This is a genomic window from Bradyrhizobium sp. B097 (assembly GCF_038957035.1).
Taxonomy (GTDB): domain Bacteria; phylum Pseudomonadota; class Alphaproteobacteria; order Rhizobiales; family Xanthobacteraceae; genus Bradyrhizobium.
Genome location: NZ_CP152412.1, coordinates 2,881,834 through 2,903,234 on the forward strand (window position 1 = coordinate 2,881,834; position 21,401 = coordinate 2,903,234).

The 21,401-nt window shown below is 64.5% G+C and carries 18 protein-coding genes, 1 other RNA gene and 3 pseudogenes; 15 read left to right on the forward strand and 7 right to left on the reverse strand.

Annotation, left to right across the window (positions count from 1 at the left end; genetic code table 11):
* Positions 1-4: 4 nt before the first annotated feature.
* Positions 5-616: a TetR/AcrR family transcriptional regulator gene (locus tag AAFG07_RS13340; protein ID WP_342727672.1), complete on the reverse strand. Its 612-nt coding sequence runs from the start codon at positions 614-616 to the stop codon at positions 5-7.
* A gap of 172 nt (positions 617-788) precedes the next feature.
* Between AAFG07_RS13340 and AAFG07_RS13345 the strand changes: the two genes are divergently transcribed.
* A complete protein-coding gene (locus AAFG07_RS13345; RefSeq protein ID WP_342727673.1) occupies positions 789-2,021 on the forward strand; it encodes a cytochrome P450 in 1,233 nt (410 codons plus the stop codon).
* Positions 2,022-2,227: 206 nt separating this feature from the next.
* Entirely contained in the window at positions 2,228-5,935 is a 3,708-nt protein-coding gene (locus tag AAFG07_RS13350) for an AsmA family protein (protein ID WP_342727674.1), read from the forward strand.
* A 68-nt stretch (positions 5,936-6,003) separates the two neighbouring features.
* On the opposite strand, the gene AAFG07_RS13355 is transcribed toward AAFG07_RS13350, so the two are convergent.
* The 6 genes from AAFG07_RS13355 to ssrA all read right to left on the reverse strand — a co-directional run bounded on the left by AAFG07_RS13355 (position 6,004) and on the right by ssrA (position 9,772).
* Entirely contained in the window at positions 6,004-6,357 is a 354-nt protein-coding gene (locus tag AAFG07_RS13355) for a VOC family protein (RefSeq protein ID WP_342727675.1), read from the reverse strand.
* Positions 6,358-6,412: 55 nt separating this feature from the next.
* Positions 6,413-6,688, reverse strand: a complete 276-nt coding sequence (locus tag AAFG07_RS13360; RefSeq protein ID WP_024580116.1) for a ribbon-helix-helix domain-containing protein — start codon at positions 6,686-6,688, stop codon at positions 6,413-6,415.
* Positions 6,685-6,873, reverse strand: a complete 189-nt coding sequence (locus AAFG07_RS13365; RefSeq protein ID WP_173637960.1) for a DUF4169 family protein — start codon at positions 6,871-6,873, stop codon at positions 6,685-6,687. Before AAFG07_RS13365 ends, AAFG07_RS13360 begins: the two co-directional genes overlap by 4 nt.
* A 275-nt stretch (positions 6,874-7,148) precedes the next feature.
* Positions 7,149-8,564 carry a class II fumarate hydratase gene (fumC, locus tag AAFG07_RS13370; RefSeq protein ID WP_342727676.1) on the reverse strand — a complete coding sequence of 472 codons (1,416 nt, stop codon included), beginning with the start codon at positions 8,562-8,564 and terminating at the stop codon, positions 7,149-7,151.
* Between the two features lie 176 nt (positions 8,565-8,740).
* Complete coding sequence (locus tag AAFG07_RS13375) at positions 8,741-9,262, reverse strand: ClpXP protease specificity-enhancing factor SspB (protein WP_173637958.1); 522 nt, start codon at positions 9,260-9,262, stop codon at positions 8,741-8,743.
* Between the two features lie 143 nt (positions 9,263-9,405).
* Positions 9,406-9,772, reverse strand: a transfer-messenger RNA (tmRNA) gene (gene ssrA / locus AAFG07_RS13380).
* A gap of 111 nt (positions 9,773-9,883) precedes the next feature.
* On the opposite strand from ssrA, the gene AAFG07_RS13385 reads away from it, so the two are divergent.
* From AAFG07_RS13385 to AAFG07_RS13445, 13 genes and pseudogenes are all read left to right on the forward strand, one after another.
* Positions 9,884-10,495, forward strand: a complete 612-nt coding sequence (locus tag AAFG07_RS13385; RefSeq protein WP_342727677.1) for a chromate transporter — start codon at positions 9,884-9,886, stop codon at positions 10,493-10,495.
* Positions 10,492-11,025, forward strand: a complete 534-nt coding sequence (locus AAFG07_RS13390) for a chromate transporter (RefSeq protein WP_342727678.1) — start codon at positions 10,492-10,494, stop codon at positions 11,023-11,025. The genes AAFG07_RS13385 and AAFG07_RS13390 overlap by 4 nt, the downstream gene beginning before the upstream one ends.
* 144 nt (positions 11,026-11,169) lie before the next feature.
* Positions 11,170-11,619 (forward strand): annotated as a pseudogene (locus AAFG07_RS13395) (tripartite tricarboxylate transporter TctB family protein); the annotation flags it as partial.
* Positions 11,620-11,626: 7 nt separating this feature from the next.
* Complete coding sequence (locus AAFG07_RS13400) at positions 11,627-13,141, forward strand: tripartite tricarboxylate transporter permease (protein WP_212310489.1); 1,515 nt, start codon at positions 11,627-11,629, stop codon at positions 13,139-13,141.
* Positions 13,142-13,257: 116 nt separating this feature from the next.
* Positions 13,258-13,973: pseudogene (locus AAFG07_RS13405) on the forward strand (IS5 family transposase).
* A 229-nt stretch (positions 13,974-14,202) separates the two neighbouring features.
* A pseudogene (locus AAFG07_RS13410) lies at positions 14,203-15,183 on the forward strand (tripartite tricarboxylate transporter substrate-binding protein).
* 177 nt (positions 15,184-15,360) lie between these two features.
* Complete coding sequence (locus AAFG07_RS13415; RefSeq protein ID WP_342727680.1) at positions 15,361-16,155, forward strand: thymidylate synthase; 795 nt, start codon at positions 15,361-15,363, stop codon at positions 16,153-16,155.
* An 8-nt stretch (positions 16,156-16,163) separates the two neighbouring features.
* Positions 16,164-16,649: a GNAT family N-acetyltransferase gene (locus AAFG07_RS13420; RefSeq protein ID WP_342727681.1), complete on the forward strand. Its 486-nt coding sequence runs from the start codon at positions 16,164-16,166 to the stop codon at positions 16,647-16,649.
* Positions 16,649-17,161 (forward strand): dihydrofolate reductase, encoded by a 513-nt coding sequence (locus AAFG07_RS13425; RefSeq protein WP_342727682.1) that lies wholly within the window; start codon positions 16,649-16,651, stop codon positions 17,159-17,161. Before AAFG07_RS13420 ends, AAFG07_RS13425 begins: the two co-directional genes overlap by 1 nt.
* Positions 17,162-17,305: 144 nt before the next feature.
* The gene (gene hflK, locus AAFG07_RS13430; protein WP_212310485.1) at positions 17,306-18,448 is read left to right on the forward strand and encodes an FtsH protease activity modulator HflK; all 1,143 of its coding nucleotides are present in this window, start codon (positions 17,306-17,308) and stop codon (positions 18,446-18,448) included.
* Positions 18,445-19,344 carry a protease modulator HflC gene (gene hflC / locus AAFG07_RS13435; RefSeq protein ID WP_342727683.1) on the forward strand — a complete coding sequence of 300 codons (900 nt, stop codon included), beginning with the start codon at positions 18,445-18,447 and terminating at the stop codon, positions 19,342-19,344. The genes hflK and hflC overlap by 4 nt, the downstream gene beginning before the upstream one ends.
* A 107-nt stretch (positions 19,345-19,451) precedes the next feature.
* A complete protein-coding gene (locus tag AAFG07_RS13440; RefSeq protein ID WP_092115850.1) occupies positions 19,452-19,652 on the forward strand; it encodes a DUF2065 domain-containing protein in 201 nt (66 codons plus the stop codon).
* 186 nt (positions 19,653-19,838) lie between these two features.
* On the forward strand, positions 19,839-21,335 hold the full coding sequence (locus AAFG07_RS13445) for a Do family serine endopeptidase (RefSeq protein ID WP_342727684.1): 1,497 nt from the start codon (positions 19,839-19,841) through the stop codon (positions 21,333-21,335).
* The last annotated feature ends 66 nt before the right edge of the window (positions 21,336-21,401 follow it).

Genomic DNA, 21,401 nt, shown 5'->3' on the forward strand with positions numbered 1-21,401 from the left:
CGCATCAGGCGGACGAAACGCCGATCGCCCGCTGCAGGTCGGTGATCGCGCGCAGGCAACTGTCGGCGGGCGTGGTCTCCGGATCGATCAGGCGGTGCAGGCGGAAACCATCTTCCAGCGCCAGCACGATCGCGCCGGTCCAGTCCGGATTGAGTCTGGCGTTCCTGCCGCTATTCTTCTGCGCGGTCTCGACGATGTCGGCGATCAGCTTGCGTCGCGCGCGCAGGCGTTTGGCGAGTTCGGGCCGGCGCTTCTCGGCGCGCGCCACGAACAGGATCATCTCCATATGCAGGAGAGGCGAGCGGCCGAGCGGATCCTGCCGGCTGCGGTCCACGGTGCGCAATGCCTCCAGGAAGTCGGCGAGGTCCTTGTGCTTGGCGAGCAAATCGAGATTGCGCCGGATCGTTTGCTCGACGTGATCCTCGAGCATCGCGAAGATCAGCTCGTCCTTGCTCTTGAAGTTCGAGTAGAAGGCGCCGCGGGTGAAACCCGCCGCAGCCGCGATCGCCTCGATGCTGGCGCCGCCGATTCCCTGTTCCTCGAACACCCGCGCCGCCGCCTCGAACAGCTTCTCGCAGGTGTCGTCCCGTGTCGGTCTGGTTCGAACCCTTGACATCGGCGCAGTTTAGGGCACAATGCAACTCGATACAAGAGTGTATCGAGTTGCATTTGATAACACGAGAGTTGCTAAAACCAGAATGGCCGTGCCCCGTGTTGGTGCGGTCTTGAGGATGACACCAAGGCGCGCCAGAGTGCAGGCACCGGCGTAGCGCACGAACGAGGTCACCATGAACGAGCAAGTTCAGCCGGCCAGCGGCGAGCCGCTTTTCAATCCACTGGCGCCCGAATTCATTCGCAATCCCTATCCGTGCTATGAGCGGCTACGCCGCCTCGATCCGATGCATGTCAACGCGCACGGCGCCTTCGTCGCCAGCCGTCACGCGGAAGCCAGCCTCGTGCTGCGCGACAAGCGGTTCGGCAAGGACTATGTCGAGCGCTCGATCCGCCGCTACGGTCCCAAGATCATGGAGGAGCCGGTCATCCGCAGCATGAGCCACTGGATGCTGCAGCAGGACCCGCCCGATCACACCCGCTTGCGCGGTCTCGTCGTCAAGGCCTTCACCGCACGCCGGGTCGAGGACATGCGTCCGCGCATCCAGCACGTCGTGGATGAGACGCTCGACCGCATCGTTCCGCAAGGGAAGATGGACCTGATCGAGGATTTCGCGTTCCGCCTGCCGGTGACGATCATCTGCGACATGCTCGGCATCCCCGAGGAGCATCGCGATGCCTTCTACAACGGCTCGCGCGACGGCGGACGCCTGCTCGAGCCGGTGCCGCTGTCGGCGGAGGAGATCAAGCAGGGCAACGCCGGCAACGCGATGGCCGCGATGTATTTCCACCAGCTGTTCGAGCTGCGTCGCAAGCAGCCCGGCGACGACCTCACCACGCAACTGGTGCAGGCCGAGGAGAATGGCCAGAAGCTGACCAACGAGGAGCTGACCGCCAACATCATCCTGCTGTTCGGCGCCGGTCATGAGACGACAGTCAACCTGATCGGCAACGGCCTGCTCGCGCTGTTCCGCAACCCGGATCAGCTCGCGCTGCTGAAGGCCAATCCCGGCCTGATCACCAATGCGATCGAGGAGTTCCTACGCTACGATTCCTCGGTGCAGCTGACCGGCCGCGTCGCGCTGGAAGACATCGAGGATCTCGGCGGCAAGCGCATCCCGAAGGGCGAGAGCGTGCTGTGCCTGCTCGGCTCGGCCAATCACGACGAGGCTGTCTATCCCAACCATCCTGAAAAGCTCGACATCCAGCGGCCGAACGTGAAGCCGCTGTCGTTCGGCGGCGGCATCCATTTCTGCCTCGGTGCCCAGCTGGCGCGGATCGAGGCCGAGATCGCGATCTCGACGCTGCTGCGCCGGATCCCCGACCTGCGGCTCGATGACGCGGAGAATCCGGAGTGGCGGCCGACTTTCGTGCTGCGCGGGCTGAAGCGGCTCCCTGCGAGCTGGTGACATCCCGGATGTGGTGAGATCCGGGACGCGCGGCTGGGCAGTAACCCTGCCGCGACGGCCGGCGTGCACGCACGCTTGAGCGGAAAACCGTCATCCGCCTGACGTCGCAGCGGTAATGCCGCTGTGACTTCGCCATACTTGGCTCTATATTTGGGTTGCTCCGGCCGAGGGTTCAGCACCGCGGAGCGGGCTCAAAGGGAGACACCGTGCAGACGACGCTGCTCGGCCTGGCAATCGCCTTCATTCTTGCACTGGTCGCCGCGCTGGTCGGTCCGTATTTCGTTGACTGGAACCAGTTCAGGCCGGAGTTCGAGACGGAGGCGTCCAAGATCATCGGCATGCCGGTTCGTGTCGCCGGCAATCTCGACGCACGTCTGCTGCCTGCGCCCTCGCTGCGGTTGAAAAATGTCACCGTCGGCGGCGCCAACGACATCGGCAAGATCCGGGCCGCCAATCTCGACGTCGAGCTCAGCCTGAGCTCGCTGATGCGCGGCGAGTGGCGGGCGAACGAACTCACTATCAACGGCATGTCGCTCGATCTCGGGCTCGATCCGAAGGGGCGGATCGACTGGTCGCCGTCGAGCGGGAGCTTCAACCTGGCTTCGCTGGCGATCGACCGCCTCAATCTGACCGGCCGCATCGCACTGCACGATGCCGCAAGCCGCAGCACGCTCGAGCTGAACGACATCGCCTTCAGCGGCGATGTCCGCTCGCTTGCCGGCGCGGTCCGTGGCGACGGCAATTTCATGTTCGACGGCAACCGCTACCCGTTTCGGATCTCCTCGGGGCAAAGCGCCGACGGCAGCGGCACCCGCCTGCACTTCAACATCGATCCCGGGCAGCGGCCGGTGTCGGCCGATCTCGACGGCATTCTGACCTTCGAGGCCCGCGCGCCGCGGTTCGAGGGGAGCGTGACGCTGGCGGGCACGCCTGGCCAGCGCGCCGGCAGCGATATGCCGCCCTGGCGGATCGCGGCCAAGATCAAATCGGATTATTCGGCGGCACGTCTCGACCAGGTCGAGGTGAGCTACGGCGGCGAGGACCGCGCGTTGAAACTCGCAGGAAATGGCGATCTCCGGTTCGGCGCGTCGCCGCTGCTGCGCGCCGCGCTTTCGGCACGACAGCTCGATGGCGACAAGTTCGCCGCCAAAGACAGCGCCAAGGACGCCAATAACGGCAATGCCGAGCCGGTGCGCGTGCTGCCGGCAATGCGCGCGGTGTTGTCGGGTCTTCCGCAAAGCCCGATCCCGGCACAGGTGGAGCTCACCTCCGAACAGATCATGCTCGGCGGCCGCCCGTTACAGGACGTCTCGGCAGAGCTGCAATCGGATGCGAAATCATGGACCGTGCGCCGACTGGAGTTTCGCGCGCCGGGATCGACGCGGGTCTCGATGAGCGGCGCCAGCGCGCAGACCGGCGTCGCCAACAGCTTCAAGACCGCGCTGAACATCGAATCGTCCGATCCCGATACGCTGATGAGCTGGCTGCAGGGGCGGAGCGACATCGCCTATCGCAGCCAGAAGCCGCTGCGGTTGCGCGGCGACGTCACGGTGTCGCCATCAGGTTTTTCGATCGACGCGATGAAGGCGGAAATCGAGGGCGGCGCGGTCGAGGGCCGCGTCGCGGTTGCGCATCGCGAGGCGACGAGCGGCTCGAAGGTCGAGGCGCAGTTGAAGGCCGAGCGGCTCGATCTCGATGCGACCGCAACATTCATCCGCTCGCTGGCAGGCCCGCAAGCCGAATGGCCGGACGAGGCGCAGTTGTCGCTCGATGTCGGGCGCGCGATTTCCTCGGGGCAGGAATTGCGGCCGCTGCTGGCGAAGATCGCCTACAGCCCGAAGACCATCGTGCTCGAGCGCATCAAGATCGGTCAGCCCGACAATGTCACGCTGGATGGCAGCGGCAATTTCGATCGCGCCAATTCGACCGGCAAGCTCGCCGTCGATGCGACCGCCGCATCGCTTGGCCGGCTGACGGCTGTGGTTCAGCCGTTCGCGCCGGCGCTTGCCGCGCGGCTCGGCGTGCTGCGTACGGATGCCGGTCCGGTCCATGCCAGGCTTGCGCTCGACCTCGGCAAGGGCAAGGCCGCCGATCGCGTCAGCGCGCGCGCGACGGTCGATCTCGACACGCCGCAACTCAAGGGCAATACGGTGATCTCGGCGACGCCGCTGGTGGCTGCGATCCGCGCGCTGGATTTTGACGCACTTCGCAGCAGCGACGTCACGGCCGAAGCGAAATTCTCCGCCAGCGAGGGCAATGCGCTGCTGGGGCTGCTGGGGCTTGGCCGCGCGGTCGCAGCCGGTGCGGGCCCGACGCAGTTCGAGGGCACCGCGAGCGGCGCGTGGCACGCGCCGTTGCGGTTGAAGGCGCGGCTCTGGGGCGCCGGGCTCGACGCGGATGCGGAAGGGACCGCGGAGCCGTGGTCCAAGGATGGGGCCGGCGAGAGCAAATCGAGCGTCAGCCTCCGTGTCCGCAGCGCCGACATTAGTCCGCTGCTCAATCTGAAATCATCCGATCCGGCAGCAAACATCCGCCTGTCGTCGCGGGTCACGCTTGCGGGTGACAGGCTGACCTTCGACGATCTCGACAGCATCGTCGCCGGTTCGCGGCTGCGCGGCCGGCTGGCGTTGACGCTCGCCGATCAGAAGAGCATCGACGGCGAAGTCGGTCTCGATCAGATCACGCTGGCGCCGGTTTTCGCGGCGGCGATCGGCGCGGCCGGTCACGACACGACCGCGCCGCTCGGCCAGGGACTGACAAGCGCCTGGCGCGGCAAGGTCACGTTCGAAGCGCTGCATGGTCTGCTGCCGGGCGGCGCCGAGCTGCAGCCGGTCAGCGGCACCATCAGGTCGGATGGGCAGTCGCTGACCTTCGACAGCGTCAAGGGCAAGATCGGTGGCGGCGAGGCGACCGCCTCCATCGATGCGCGGCAGGGCGTCAATGGACTCGCCTTGAATGCAAATGTGCAGCTTTCGGGCGTCGACGGCTCGGCCCTGCGCTACCGCAGTCTCGCGATGCCCAAGGCACGCGCTTCGATGCAGATGACGTTGTTGACGCAGGGCCGCAGCGCCTCGGCGCTGATCGGTGCGCTGTCCGGCAGCGGCGCCGTGACGCTGGAGGGGCTGAACCTTCCGGGGCTCGATCCGCGCGCGTTCGACGTTGCGATCCGCGCCAGCGATTCCGGGCAGGCGACCGACGACACCCGGCTGAGGCAGATCGTCGAACCGGTGCTCGCAGCCGGCGGGCTGTCGGTCGCTTCCGCGCAAATTCCCTTCAACATTCGCGACGGCCGGATCCGGATCGGCGTCACCACGCTTGCAGCGAGCGGTGCCAACGTCATCGTGTCCGGCGGCTACGACATTCCGGCCGACCAGGCCGACATCCGCACCGCGCTGACATCGACGCAGGTCGGCACCCCCACCAGCCGCCCGGAGATCCAGCTGCTGGCGGTGGGCACACCCGACGGATTGTCGCGCAGCATCGACATTGCGGCGTTGTCGTCGTGGCTTGCGGTGCGCGCGATCGACCGGGAGACCAAGCGGCTCGACGCGATCGAGCGCGGCGAACCCACGCCGCCGCCCGCCGCGCCCGCGCCGGACGCGTCCAATCCAAATTCGGCGGGAGTGCCTTCCGCCAATCTGCCGGTGCCCGGCCCGGACCCACGCCGCGTGCCGGTGAAGCCGAAGATCGTTGCGCCGCGGCCGCCGATCGTCCCGCCGGCTGCCACAGCGCCTGCCGCTGTGCCGCTCGTGCCGCCTGCGCCGGTTGCGAGCCAGCCGCAGCTGGCCCCGCTGCCGCCGCCGATCGAGGTCAAGCCGGTGCCCGGTGCGGCCAGGTCGAGGCCGCTGCGGCCACCGCTGTCGCTGACGCCGCAGGTCGCCAATCCGCCGCCGCGGCCGGCGATGCAGAACTAGGAAGCGCTTTCAAGCGAAGTGGGGACCGGTTCGCGTGATGAAAACCCGTCAGACCGGAAATCCAGAGCTTACGATCGGTGCTGGAGAATATTGATCAGCCGGCCGAACGGATCGCGGACGAAGAAGCGCCGCACGCCCCACGGCTCGTCCGCCGGTCCGTATTCGATCGCGACGCCGGCGGCCTGCATCCGGCGCAGTGCTTCGTCGAGGTCGTCGACCTCGATCGAGAGATCGGACACCGGCGTGCCGGAGCCACCTTCGGAAGCGAAGCTGATTTGAACCTGCATCGTTTCGGATGAGCCGTAAGTCGCAACCCAACCGAAATCCATCAGCGGCGCGAGGCCGAGGATATCGCGATAGAACGACTTCGCTGCCGCGACATCTGATGCGGCAACGTTCGCGACGATGCGATTGACCTTCATGCTGAAGTCCACGCGGCGGAACGACCGTCTGCTGAAGCGACGGTCGACAAGGCCATCAGGCCTGCTGGCGCGTGTCGACCTGTTGCGGCCTGACATCCGTCGGCACGGCCGGGGTGGCGCGCGAGCGGAAGTAGTCGAGCACGAAAAGCCGGATCGCGGAGGACAGATTGCCCTGCTGACGGTTGTTGTCGATCTCGCCGACCAACTCCGACAGCGTCATGTTCCGCAGACCGGAAATCTCCTTCATGCCGTTCCAGAAGGCTTCTTCGAGGCTGACGCTGGTCTTGTGACCGGCGACGACGATCGACCGCTTGACGACGGGAGACTTCATGATGCGTCACCACTTTCGATGCGGTGCTGATCGAGCACACGCGTACTGCGCTCGCCGAGAAATTCGTCACGCGCTCGTTCGGATTTGGTGCGACCGAATAGCGCACGATTGGCTTCGGCCTGCTTTGCTGCTTGTTCGCGCTCACCGCGCTTCTTGAATCGTTTCAGGTTGACCACGTCGCCCATGCTCGTCGTCCTCATCGTCCCCAGAGCGGAATTGGTGATGCATCGTGACGAAAGCAAGAGCGATCGCGCAAAGCGCCCGGCTCGATATCCATCCCGAATCCCCATTTGATGCTTGTGATAGCATCAAAGAATCCGTTTCGCTCTGCGAAAACTAGACGTCTGTACCATGCGCCAGCGCAGAGCTGATAGGCAAACAGCCTTAGCCTTTAGGCGTTATGATCCATAATTATATCACGCGCGCTGACCGTAATTATCCGGACATTGCGCGCTTCGCTTCAGCCGGGGTGTGTCATTTTGTCCGGCTGCACGAGGCGATCAAATTCGTCGGCAGTTACGAATCCGAGCCGCAAAGCCTCTTCCTTCAACGTCGTTCCGTGCGCGTGCGCCGACTTCGCGACCTTGGCTGCGTTGTCGTAACCGATCTTCGGCGCGAGCGCCGTCACCAGCATCAGCGAGCGCTGCATCAGCTCGTTGATGCGCTTTTCGTCGGCGCGTATTCCGACAACACAATGCTCAGTAAATGAGCGGACAACGTCAGACAGCAACTGAATGGAATTTATCATACAATATGCCAACACGGGCTTGTACACGTTGAGCTCGAAATGGCCCTGGCTGCCGGCGACGGTGATCGTGGTCTGATTGCCGAACACCTGGCAGCAGACCATGGTCATGGCCTCGCATTGGGTCGGATTGACCTTGCCCGGCATGATCGACGAGCCCGGCTCGTTCTCAGGCAGGATCAACTCGCCGAGGCCCGAGCGCGGGCCCGAGCCGAGGAAGCGGATGTCGTTGGCGATCTTGAACAGGCCGGTTGCCACCGAATTGATCGCGCCATGCACCAGCACATAGGCGTCGTTGGAAGCCAGCGCCTCGAACTTGTTCGCCGCGCTTGTGAACGGCAGCCTGGTGATCTCGGCGACATGCCTGGCGAAGGCGTTGGCGAATTCCGGCTTCGAGTTGAGGCCCGTGCCGACAGCAGTGCCGCCCTGCGCCAGCGGGAACAACTCCTTCACCGCCGAGTGCAGCCGGGCGATGCCGCTCTCGACCTGCGCGGCGTAGCCAGAGAATTCCTGACCGAGCGTCAGCGGCGTTGCGTCCTGGGTATGCGTGCGTCCGATCTTCACGATCTTGGCAAACGCCTCCTGCTTCTGGTGCAACGCCCGATGCAGCTCGGTAAGGGCAGGGATCAGGTCGGCGATGATGCGGTCCGCCGCAGCGATATGCATCGCGGTCGGGAACGAGTCGTTCGACGACTGGCTCATGTTGACGTGATCGTTCGGATGAATCGGCTGCTTGGCACCGAGCTCGCCGCCGAGCATCTGGTTGGCGCGGTTTGCGATCACCTCGTTCACGTTCATGTTGGTTTGCGTGCCCGAGCCGGTCTGCCAGACGACCAGCGGAAAATGATCGTCGAGCTTGCCTTCGATCACTTCCCTGGCGGCGCTGATGATGGCGTCGGCGCGGCGTGCATCGAGCTGGCCGAGATCGCGATTGGTTTCGGCTGCGGCGAGCTTGACGATCGCAAGTGCGTGAATGATCGCGATCGGCATCCGGTCGTGGCCGATCTTGAAATTCTGCCGCGAGCGCTCGGTCTGCGCGCCCCAGTAGCGATCGGCGGCGACGTCGATCGGACCGAAGCTGTCGGTCTCGCTGCGGGTGGCGGCGTTGGATGGTGTCGTCGATTGAGCCATGGATGCCCTCCGTTGCGTCATCAGAACGTGATCCGGCGGTGCGCCGGCTTTTCGCCGCGGCAACGCGACAGCGTCCGCGCGGAGGCACGTTCATGCAGAAGATAGTCCGGGATGACGATCTGTCATCCCGGCCCTCGAATGCATCCTACAAGGTCGAGGATCGATCGGTGTTTAGATTATTTCTTGCGGAAGCGGTCCAGCCGCACGACCTCGGCGCCTTCGCTGGGTTTCGCAGGCTCCTGCTCGGTCTCGGCCGTCTCGGTCTCGACTGCCGCCCGGGCGGCCGGTGCGGGAAGGGGAGAGGCCGGTGCCGTCGCAGGAGGGGCCTCCTCGGACAATGCCTCCGAGACGTCGAACCGTAGATCGAACGGTGCGGACGGATCGAGGAAGCGGGTCACCGCGGCGAACGGCACGTTCAGCCGCTCGGGAATCCCGCCGAACGACAGGCCGACCTCGAACCGGTCCTCGGTCACCACCAGATCCCAAAACTGGTGCTGCAGGATGATGGTCATCTCCTCCGGATACTGCGCGAGCAGCCGCGGCGACAGCTTCACGCCGTCGCCGTGCGAGAGGAAGGTGATGTAGAAATGGTGCTCACCCGGCAGGCCATGTTCGGCGGCGTCGGACAAGACCCGGCGCAGCACCCCGCGCAGCGCGTCGCGCGCCAGCACGTCATATCGGATGTGATCGGTCGCCATCGTATTCCTGTCGCTTCGAAAATGCCGGCAAGGCATCGCCGGACCCGTCCGACTCGCCCTTTTGGCCATGCTACTCCGCCGGGACCCGGAAATCAGCAGGGCTGGCAGCGGAAAATGCGGGCGGACGCCCGATCGGAAAATAAAGTGGAGGCTTCTGTTGCCAGGTGCCTCCGAACCCCGCCTAACGGAGCTTAACCCGTTAGGACTTTAAGATGGTCTTTCAAACTGCGTTACGCAGCCTGAGCAACCGGAGCAAAGTTGTCGTTGGCAACTATTGCATTAGCCCGATAACGGCGGAACCATACCGAGAAAAAACACGCCCTTTACGCCCTCGTCGATCCTATTTCGCCCCCGCCAAAACCCACCGAAGCCAGGGGCTCGGGATGGGTTTTGGTGGAGGCGCCGGGTACCGCCCCCGGGTCCGAATGGTTTATTGCGACGGCCATTTATTTCCATAGCCGGCGAACCGGCACCCGTAATATAGGCGGCACGAACGAAGAAAAATAGAGCCGATTCAGGCTTGTTCAGGTGTGAAACACGCCGATTTGGGTTGGCCGCCGTCTTGGCCAGGGGTCTTGGTCAGGTCTTGGCGCTGTCTTGGCGCCGTTCTAGATTTTGCCCATGCCCCCGGAATCCCCGCCGGTTGCCGCCCCGGCGCCGGATGCCTCCGCACCGTCTCCGCCCCTCCAGCCCGACCTGCTCGAGCTGTTCCTGGCCTTTGCCAAGATGTCGCTGGCCGGCTTTGGCGGGGTCCTGGTCTGGGCCCGGCGGTCGATCGTCGAGCAGCACCGCTGGATGACGGCGGAGGAGTTCAACGAGACCTTCGCGCTGTGCCATTTCCTGCCAGGTCCGAACATCGTTAACCTGTCGGTCGTATTCGGCTCGCGCTTTCGTGGCATCGCCGGCGGGCTTGCGGCCTTCGCCGGGCTGGTCGGACCGCCGATGGTGATCGCGACCGTCCTTGCCGCAATCTATGCCCGCTACGGCGATATCGACGTCCTGCGCCGGACACTCGCCGGCGTCGCCTGCGCCGCGGTCGGGCTGCTGTTCGCCGTCGTCCTCAAGATGATGATGCCGCTGTTGAAACGGCGTGATGTCACGGGCCTCGTCATCCTGGCGGCGGTTTTCGTCGCGATCGGTCTGATCCGATGGCCGCTCCAGATCGTGCTGCTGATGGCGATCCCGCTCAGCATTGCGACCACGGTCCTGGCACGCCGCATGGTGAAGGCATGAGCTCGGAGTCCAGCCCGATCGCAGCGCTGGTCTGGACCTTCGGCCTGATGTCGCTGTTTGCGGTCGGCGGGGCCAATTCGGCGATTCCCGAAATGCACCGCGCCGCCGTCGACGTGCATCACTGGCTGACCGACAAGCAGTTCGCCGACGTGTTCGCGATCTCGCAGCTCTCGCCTGGACCGAACGTGCTGATCGTGACGCTGATCGGCTATTCCGTCGCAGGCGTCGGCGGGGCGTTGGCCGCGACGGTTGCGATGTGCGGACCGACCGCGCTGCTCGCCTATTATGTGAGCCGTTTCCTCGATCGCTCGCGCGACGCGCGCTGGCCGGCGATCATTCAGGCCGCATTGGTTCCGCTGTCGATCGGCTTGATGGCCGCCTCCGGCTTGATCGTGGCGCAGACATCAGACCAAAGTTGGATCGCGGTCCTGATCACCATTGTCGCAGCCGCGCTTGCTTTTGCGACACGGGTCAATCCCTTATGGATGTTGCTCGCCGGAGGTCTCTTGGGTTTTGCTGGCGTTGTCTGACGAAAATCGCTAGCAAGGCTTTCGGTCAACGCACCACAAGCCAAGCCATTCAATCACAACGGGCGGGACAGCCCTGACGGGGGAAGCGAAGTCATGAGCGATACGCCAAGCGAGGCGCCGGTCAAATCGATCTTGCCGAAATGGGTGCGCGGTCCGCAGGACTTTGTCGGCGGGCTTGTCATGATGGCGGTTGCCCTGTTTGCGTTGTGGGCTTCGAGCGATCTGCAGGGGATGCATGGATTCTCGTTTGGTGCCGGAACCGCGCCGCGCATGTTCGCCGTGCTGCTGCTGCTGCTCGGCGGCGCTGTCGCGCTGATGGGGCTCCTGAGCGACGGCCCCCATATCGCGGCCTATTCATGGCGCGGGCCGCTGTTCGTATCGGCAGCGATCGTGTTCTTTGCGGTGTCGATCCGGCCGCTTGGGCTCGTCGTCACGGCATTTGCCAGCTTCATGATCGCGGCACTCGGCTCGGAGGAGACGAAGTGGCTGGAGGCGACCATCGTCGGTGCCTGTCTGACGCTGGGCTGCGCATTGTTGTTTCCTTACGTGCTGGGACTTCCGATGCCGATGTTCCCGCGTTTCCTGATCCAGTGAGGGCGTGATGGAACTGTTCGCCAATCTCGCCCACGGCTTTGCCGTTGCGCTTTCGCCGATCAATCTTCTGATGTGCCTGATCGGCGCACTGGTCGGTACGCTGGTTGGCGTGCTGCCGGGCATCGGCACCATCGCCACCGTCGCGATGCTGCTGCCGATCACCTTCGGCCTGCCGCCGGTCGGCGCGTTGATCATGCTCGCCGGCATCTATTACGGTGCGCAATATGGCGGCTCGACCACCTCGATCCTGGTCAACATTCCGGGCGAGGCGACTTCGGTGGTCACCGCGCTCGACGGCCACCAGATGGCAAGACAGGGCCGCGCCGGCCCGGCGCTCGCGATCGCCGCGATCGGCTCGTTCTTCGCCGGTTGCGTCGCGACCGTGCTGATCGCCGTGCTCGGCGCACCGCTGACCAAGCTCGCGCTGGCGTTCGGCCCGGCCGAATATTTCTCGCTGATGGTGCTCGGCCTGATCTTCGCGGTGGTGCTCGCCAAGGGCTCGGTGCTGAAGGCGATCGCGATGATCGTGTTCGGCCTGCTGCTGTCGATGGTCGGCTCCGACATCGAGACCGGTGCCTCGCGCATGGCCTTCAACATCCCCGAGCTTGCCGACGGCCTCGGCTTCGCGACGGTGGCGATGGGCGTGTTCGGCTTCGCGGAGATCATCCGCAATCTCGACGCCGGCGCCGAGATGAGCCGCGATCTGGTGCAGCAGAAGATCACCGGCCTGATGCCGACCAGGAAGGACCTGATGGATTCCGCGCCGGCAATCGTGCGCGGCACCATCCTGGGCTCGATCCTTGGCATCCTGCCGGGCGGCGGCGCCGTGATCGCGTCGTTTGCCGCGTATACGCTGGAGAAGAAGATTGCCAAGGATCCGTCGCGGTTCGGCCGCGGCGCGATCGAGGGCGTGGCGTCGCCGGAAAGCGCCAACAACGCCGCGGCGCAGACCTCGTTCATCCCGCTGCTCACGCTCGGCATCCCGCCGAATGCGGTGATGGCGCTGATGGTCGGCGCGATGACCATTCATGGCATCGTGCCGGGTCCGCAGGTGATGGTGAAGCAGCCGGACCTGGTCTGGGGTATGATCGCCTCGATGTGGATCGGCAATCTGATGCTGATCATCATCAACCTGCCGCTGGTCGGCATCTGGGTCCGTCTGCTGCGCGTGCCGTACCGGCTGATGTTCCCCTCGATCGTGATCTTCTGCGCGATCGGCATCTACTCGGTGAACAACGCGCCGGTCGACGTCGTGCTCGCAGGCGCGTTCGGTCTGGTCGGCTACTGGCTGATCAAGCACGATTTCGAGCCGGCACCGCTGCTGCTCGGCATGGTGCTCGGCCCGCTGATGGAAGAGAACCTGCGCCGTGCACTCCTGATCTCACGCGGCGACTGGAGCGTATTCCTGTCGCGGCCGCTGTCGGCAGTGCTGCTGGCGATCGCGGCGGGTCTCCTGGTGCTTGCCGTGCTGCCGACTTTGCGTGCGAAGCGCGACGAAGTGTTCGTGGAGTCCGAAGGCTAGGTGGTGTGGACTCTAAGGATTCCCTTTTAGGAGCAAATCAGATTCAAGGCTGCTTTTGGGAGGCAGCCTTGGGTGCGATGGACCGATTGGTGTTGAGCGACGCGACGTGGGAGCGGATGGCGCCGCTGATCATAGGGCGCCCCGATCAGAAGGGCTCTACCGGGCGCGACAACCGGATGTTCGTGGAAGGTGTGCTGTGGATCGTGCGTACGGGGTCTCCCTGGCGCGATCTCCCTGAGGTCTTTGGGGATTGGAACAGCGTGTTCCGACGCTTCAGCCGATGGAGCATCAAGGGTGTTTGGTGGCGGATATTCGAGGCGATGTCCGATGACCCGGACTTCGAATATCTGATCGTCGATTCCACCATCGTTCGGGCACATCAGCACGCCGCCGGGGCCAAAAAGGGGGGTCTGAAGATCAAGCGATCGGCCGCTCGCGCGGGGGCCTGAGCACCAAGATACATATGGCCGTTCGAGGCTTGGGATGTCCCGTGCGGTTCACGCTTACCGCAGGTCAGAAGGGCGATGCACCGCAGGCCGCCGCATTGATTGAGGGCTTATCCGCCGAGGTCGTCATGGCCGACACGGCCTATGATGCCGATCACTTGCGCCAAGCCATCGCCGCCAAGGGCGCGCTCGCCGTCATTCCCAACAACCCGTCACGCGCGCTCAAATATCCGCTCGACAAGCATCTCTATGCCCAGCGCCATCTCGTGGAATGCTGCTTCTCAAAGCTCAAGCAGTTCCGACGCGTCGCAACCCGCTTCGAAAAGACCGCCCGAAATTATCGTGCCGTCGTCACCCTCGCAGCCATTGTCCTATGGATGCGCTAGTGTCCACACTACCTAGAGCATGATCCGGAAAGTGTGAAGCGGTTTTCGCCCGCGACAAACGCGGAACGCGTTTGCGCGGAGATCATGCTCAAACAGGGAGCGCCGGCCCTGCGTCGGCGCGCCGCAGGCGGAAGTCGAATCGACACTCGATGTCGTCTCATGAAATGAAAATGCCGGCCGATTTGGCCGGCATTTTTATTTGGTCAAAACGTTCCCGGGAGGAATTGAGATGATGTCCATTCGCTCGCTTGCGGGCGCATGCCTTTCGGCATTTGCCGCGCTGGGCGCATTCGCCGTGCCGGCCTCCGCGCAAACCTATCCGACCCGCACCATCACCATGATCGTACCGTTCGCAGCCGGCGGTCCGACTGACGTCATCTCGCGCATCGTCACCGCGCACATGGCGCAGACGCTCGGACAGAGCATCGTCATCGAGAACGTGGTCGGTGCCGGCGGCACCACGGCGACGACGCGTGCCGCCCGCGCCGCCAATGACGGCTACACGCTGGTCACCGGACATATGGGCACGCACGCGGCTTCCGTGCCGCTCTATCCGAAGCTCGCCTACCACCCGGAAAAGGATTTCGAGCCCGTCGCGCTGCTCGCGGGCACGCCGATCCTGATCCTTGCCCGCAAGGATTTCCCGCCGAAGGATCTGAAGGAATTCGTCGCCTACGTGAAGGCCAATGCCGAGAAGGTAAACGCGGCGCATGCCGGCATCGGTTCGGTGTCGCATGCCTCCTGCGAGCTGCTGAACTCGATCCTCGACGTCAAGCCGGTCGGCGTGCCGTTCAACGGCACCGGCCCTGCCATGAACGCGCTGGTCGCCGGCTAGGTCGATTACATGTGTGACCAGATCGTCAACGCGGTGCCGCAGATCAACGCCGGCACCATCAAGGCCTATGCGGTCGCCACCCCCGAGCGCAATCCGTCGCTGCCCAATGTCCCGACCACGGCAGAGGCCGGCCTGCCGGCGTTCCAGGCCCAGGCCTGGAATGCGATCTTCGCGCCGAAGGGAACTTCACCCGCGATCATCGCCACGCTGAATGCCGCGGCCAACAAGGCGCTCGACGATGAGAACGTGCGCAAGCGGCTGCTCGATCTCGGCAGCGTGATCCCGGCGCCCGCCAACCGCACGCCGGAGGCGCTCGCGACCCTCGTCAAAAGCGAGATCGAGAAGTGGACCCCGGTGCTCAAGCCGGCCAGTTAAGCCAAGGCGATCAAGCAGATAGATGAGGGGCGGAACACCGGTTCCGCCCCTTGTCGTTTGGCACAAGGGTGCTCATTTTTCGGGGTATAATCGGTGCAATCCGCCGAATCGGCATGTCGGTTGGCAGCCTCGGCCGTTAAGTTCGCCGCTTCCCCCGAAGGGTCCGAAACCAACGCCATGAACCAGTATCACGACCTGCTCGAACGCATCCTCGCCGACGGCGCCGAGAAGCACGACCGCACCGGCACCGGCACGCTGTCGACCTTCGGCCACCAGATGCGCTTCAACCTCTCGGCCGGCTTCCCGATGCTGACCACCAAGCGGTTGCCGCTGAAGGCGATCGTGCACGAGCTGCTCTGGTTCCTCGCCGGCGACACCAACATCAAATATCTCAACGACAATGGCGTCACGATCTGGGACGAATGGGCCGACGCCAATGGCGATCTCGGCCCGGTCTACGGCTCGCAATGGCGGTCGTGGCCGGCGCCCGATGGCCGCAGCATCGACCAGATCACGAACGTGATCGAGATGATCAAGCGCAATCCGGACTCGCGGCGGCTGATCGTCAGCGCCTGGAATCCGGCCGAGGTCGACAAGATGGCGCTGCCGCCGTGCCACTGCCTGTTCCAGTTCTATGTCGCGAACGGCAAATTATCGTGCCAGCTCTATCAGCGCTCCGGCGACGTCTTCCTCGGCGTGCCCTTCAACATCGCCTCCTACGCGCTGCTGACCATGATGGTGGCGCAGGTGACGGGCCTCAAGCCCGGCGATTTCGTGCACTCGCTCGGCGATGCGCATCTCTACTCGAACCACCTCGAGCAGGCGCGGCTGCAATTGACGCGGCCGACGCGGCCGTTGCCCACGATGGCGATCAATCCCGACGTGAAGGATATCTTCGCGTTCCGCTACGAGGACTTCAAACTCGAGGGTTACGACCCGCATCCGCACATCAAGGCTGAAGTCGCGGTCTGAGGGATTGCATGTCGCTGACCATCCGCCGCGCGCGGCCCGATGAGGCCGGACTGGTGTTCTCGCTGGTCCGCGAGCTCGCCGACTACGAAAAGCTTTTGCACGAGGTCCACGCCAGCGAGGCCGATATCGCCGAGGCGCTGTTCGGCGCCAACCCGCGGCTTACTTGCGACATCGCGGAATGGAACGGCGAGCCGGCCGGCTTCGCGGTCTGGTTCGTCAACTTCTCGACCTTCGCCGGCCGCCACGGCATCTATCTCGAGGACCTCTTCGTGCGCCCGGCGCTGCGCGGCAAGGGTATCGGCAAGGCGCTCTTGGTGCATCTGGCGAAGCAATGCCTCGCCAATGGCTGGTCGCGGCTGCAATGGGCGGTGCTCGACTGGAACGCGCCGTCGATCGCATTCTACAAGTCGCTCGGCGCCGAGATGATGGACGAATGGACGATTTGCCGCGTCTCCGGCGAGGCGCTGTCGGCGCTCGCGGAAGGAGCGCGCTGATGGAGATCGTGCTCGTCGTCGCGGTCGCCGAGAACGGCGTGATCGGAAATGCCAACGCAATTCCGTGGCGGCTGAAGACCGATCAGCAGCGCTTCAAGGCCATCACCATCAACCGGCCCGTCGTGATGGGACGCAAGACGTTCGAATCCCTGCGCAGACCGCTGCCGGGTCGCACCAATATCGTGGTGACGCGCGATGCGAATTATCGCGCGCGCGGCGCCATCGTCACCACATCGTTCGAAAATGCTCGCGCCATTGCGCTTGGTGACGCGCTGCGGCGTTTCGCCACTGAAATTGCCGTCATCGGTGGCGCGGAGATCTATGCGCAATGGATGGGCACGGCCGACCGGCTGGAGATCACCGAGGTCCACGCCCGGCCGGACGGCGATACACGGTTCGACATAATCGACGCAAAGGAGTGGGACGAGGTCGCGCGCGTGCGAAATCCGGCAGGTCCGGACGACAGCGCTGACTTCTCCTATGTGACATATCGTCGGCGCGGCCGGGGTTAACCAATGTTTGCATTGACAATTATGCCCCGGCGCATAGCTCGTCCGGCAAGGAAGCTTGCGTTGTAAGGGCCTGAGCCGTCCCCTATAACCGGGCCGGACATTCGAGGCCGGGCGTCCTGTCCGGACTTGTCGAGGAGACGTTTGATGCCGTGGAAAAATCAAGGCGGGGGGCCGTGGGGCTCGGGTCCGAAAGGGCCATGGGGCACAGGTCCGCAGTCGGCTGGGCCAAGGCCGCCGGATCTTGAGGATCTGCTGCGGCGCGGCCAGGACCGGCTGCAGCAGTGGCTGCCCGGCGGTCATTTCAGCGGCATGGGCATCGCGCTGGTGCTGGTTGCCGCGCTGGCGATCTGGTTCGCCACCGGGATCTTCCGCGTCCAGTCCGAAGAGCTCGGCGTCGTGCTGCGCTTCGGCAAATACGTCCGCGATGCGCAGCCGGGCCTGCGCTATCACCTGCCGTATCCGATCGAGACGGTGCTGCTGCCGAAGGCGCTGCGCGTCAACACGATCTCGATCGGCATGACCCTGATCGACGATCCCGCAAGGCGCGGCCGCACCATGCGCGACGTGCCGGAAGAGAGCCTGATGCTGACCGGCGACGAGAACATCGTCGACGTCGATTTCACCGTGCTCTGGCGTATCAAGCCGGGCGGGGCCGGCGCCTATTTGTTCAACATCCAGAATCCCGAAGGCACCGTGAAGGCGGTCGCCGAAAGCGCGATGCGTGAGGTGATCGGCCGCTCGCAGATCCAGCCGATCCTGACCGGGGCGCGCAACGTCACCGAGCAGAATGTCCAGGAACTGATGCAGAAGACGCTCGACAACTACAGCGCGGGCATCCAGATCACCCAGGTGCAGATGCAGAAGGTCGATCCGCCGGCGCAGGTGATCGACGCATTCCGCGACGTGCAGGCGGCGCGCTCCGACCTCGAGCGCAAGCAGAACGAGGCGCAGACCTACGCCAACCGGATCGTGCCGGAAGCGCGTGGTCGGTCCGCGCAGATCCTGCAGGCCGCCGAGGGCTACAAGGAGCAGGCGGTCGCCGAGGCCAAGGGCCAGAGCGCACGCTTCCTGAAAGTCTATGATGAATACAAGAAGGCACCCGAAGTGACGCGCGAGCGCATCTATCTGGAGACCATGGAACGCGTGCTCGGCAGCTCCGAGAAGCTGGTCTATGACGGCGGCCAGGGCCAGAACATCGTGCCCTATCTTCCGCTCGGCGAACTGACGCCGCGGCGTCCGGCAGCAGCGCCGGCCACGACCGGCCAGCAGCAGGGAGCCACCCGATGAGGTCCCCTGTCACCGGCATTGTGTCCCTGATCGTCCTCTTCATCGTGCTGGCCGTCGGATACAGCTCGATGTTCACCGTGGCGCAGACCGAGCAGACCATCGTGCTGCGGTTCGGCGAGCCGGTTGAGGTCGTCACCGATCCCGGCCTGCACTTCAAGGCGCCGTGGAATTCGGTGATCAACGTCGACAAGCGCATCCTCGATCTCGAAAACCCGTCGCAGGAGGTGATCGCCTCCGACCAGAAGCGGCTGGTGGTCGACGCCTTCGCGCGCTATCGCATCAAGAATGCGCTGCGCTACTACACCAGCGTCGGCTCGATCCAGGCCGCCAATCTGCAGCTGACGACGCTGCTCAACGCGGCGCTGCGCCGCGTGCTCGGCGAGGTCACCTTCATCACGGTGGTGCGTGACGAGCGCGAGAAGCTGATGGCACGGATTCGCGAGCAGCTCGACAAGGAGGCCGACGGCTACGGCATCGAGGTCGTCGACGTCCGGATCCGCCGCGCCGACCTGCCGGAGCAGAACAGCCAGGCGGTGTACGACCGGATGAAGTCCGAGCGTCAGCGCGAAGCGGCCGAGTTCCGTGCCCAGGGCGACCAGAAGGCGCAGGAGATCCGCTCCAAGGCCGACCGCGAAGCAACGGTGATTGTCGCCGAGGCGAACTCGACCGCGGAGCAAACCCGCGGTGCGGGCGATGCCGAGCGCAACCGCCTGTTCGCCGAGGCCTATGGCAAGGACAAGGACTTCTTCGCGTTCTATCGCTCGATGACGGCCTATGAGAATAGTCTGCGCTCCGGCGACACGCGTTTCCTGTTGCGGCCGGACTCGGAATTCTTCAGATACTTCGGCAATGCGAACGGCAAGGGGCCTGAGGCGGCCGCCGCGCCGAAACAGTAACGTCGCGACGAAACATCACGACTTGAACATCACGACTTGGCGGCGATGCGGATCACGCGTCGCCGCCACTCAACAACAATAAGCATCGAGCGGGAGGCTGCCATCCGATGAAGTCCATAGCGTTCGGCGACTTCCTCATCGGGTTGGGAATCCTGTTCGTGCTCGAAGGTATCCTGTTTGCGGCAAGCCCCGCCTGGATGCGCCGGGCGATGAAGAGCGCGCTGGCCACGCCCGATAACATCCTGCGCATCGTCGGCATCGGTTCGGCGGTCGCGGGACTGATCCTGATCTGGCTGGTGCGGCGCTGATCATTGCCTGTTCCACCGCGCAAATCGCGCCGGAATGAACATAATCGTGAGCCTCTCGCGGCCGGTTTTTCGCCGAAATGCCCGGGTGAGATGCTTGCGCCATATGCCCGTTCGGGCGCACTCTATGATCACGGGCGCATACTGCGACCAACTAATTTGAACCCGTTTGCCTGGAGAAACTCCGACATGATCGCTGCCAGACCAGCCCTGACCCGTCGCCTCCGCATGATGGGAGCTGCGATCTCGATCGGTGCTGCGAGCATGCTGAGCTCTGTGCCGGCGTTCGCACGCGGCCCCGAGGGCATCGCCGACATCGCCGAGAAGGTGATTGACGCCGTCGTCAACATCTCGACGTCGCAGACGATCGAGGCGAAGGACCGGACGATGCCGCAATTGCCGCCCGGCTCGCCGTTCGAGGAGTTCTTCGACGACTTCTTCAAGAACCGCCGCGGCCCGCCCGGCAAGGGCGGCGACAAGAGCGGCGAGTTCCAGCCGCGCAAGACCAACTCGCTCGGCTCGGGCTTCATCGTCGACACCGCGGGTATCGTCGTCACCAACAACCACGTCATCGCGGACGCCGACGAGATCAACGTCATCCTCAACGACGGCACCAAGATCAAGGCCGAGCTGGTCGGCGTCGACAAGAAGACCGACCTCGCGGTCCTCAAGTTCAAGCCGCCGAAGCCGCTCACCGCGGTCAAGTTCGGCGACAGCGACAAGATCCGCCTCGGCGACTGGGTGGTCGCGATCGGCAACCCGTTCAGCCTCGGCGGCACGGTGACCGCAGGCATCGTCTCGGCCAAGAACCGCGACATCAGCCAGGGCCCGTATGACAGCTACATCCAGACCGACGCCGCCATCAACCGCGGCAATTCCGGCGGTCCGCTGTTCAACCTCGATGGCGAGGTGATCGGGGTCAACACGCTGATCATCTCCCCGACCGGCGGCTCGATCGGTCTCGGTTTCGCGGTGCCGTCGAAGACGGTGGCCGGCGTCGTGGACCAGCTGCAGAAGTTCGGCGAATTGCGCCGCGGCTGGCTCGGCGTTCGCATCCAGCAGGTCACCGACGAGATCGCCGACAGCCTCAACATCAAACCGGCACGCGGCGCGCTGGTTGCCGGCGTCGACGACAAGGGCCCGGCCAAGCCGGCCGGCATCGAGCCCGGCGACGTCGTCGTCAAGTTCGACGGCAAGGACGTCAAGGACCCGAAGGATCTGTCGCGCATCGTCGCCGACACCGCGGTCGGCAAGGAAGTCGACGTCGTCGTCATCCGCAAGGGCAATGAAGAGACCCGCAAGGTCACGCTCGGCCGGCTCGAGGACAACGACAAGGTTCAGCAGGCCAACGCCAAGCCCAAGGACGACACCGCCGAGAAGCCGGTGACCCAGAAGGCGCTCGGTCTCGATCTCGCGGCGCTGAGCAAGGATCTGCGTACCAAGTACAAGATCAAGGACAGCGTGAAGGGCGTCGTCGTGACCGGTGTCGACAATGGCTCCGATGCGGCCGAGAAACGGCTGTCGGCCGGCGACGTCATCGTCGAGGTGGCGCAGGAGGCGGTGTCCAGCGCCGCCGACATCAAGAAGCGCATCGATCAGCTCAAGAAGGACGGCAAGAAGTCCGTGCTGATGCTGGTCTCCAACGGCGACGGCGAACTGCGCTTCGTCGCGCTCGGGGTGCAGTAGAAGTGTCGTCCCGGCGAAAGCCGGGACCCATACGCCGCGGCCGCTCTTGTTGAGGAAGTCGGCAAC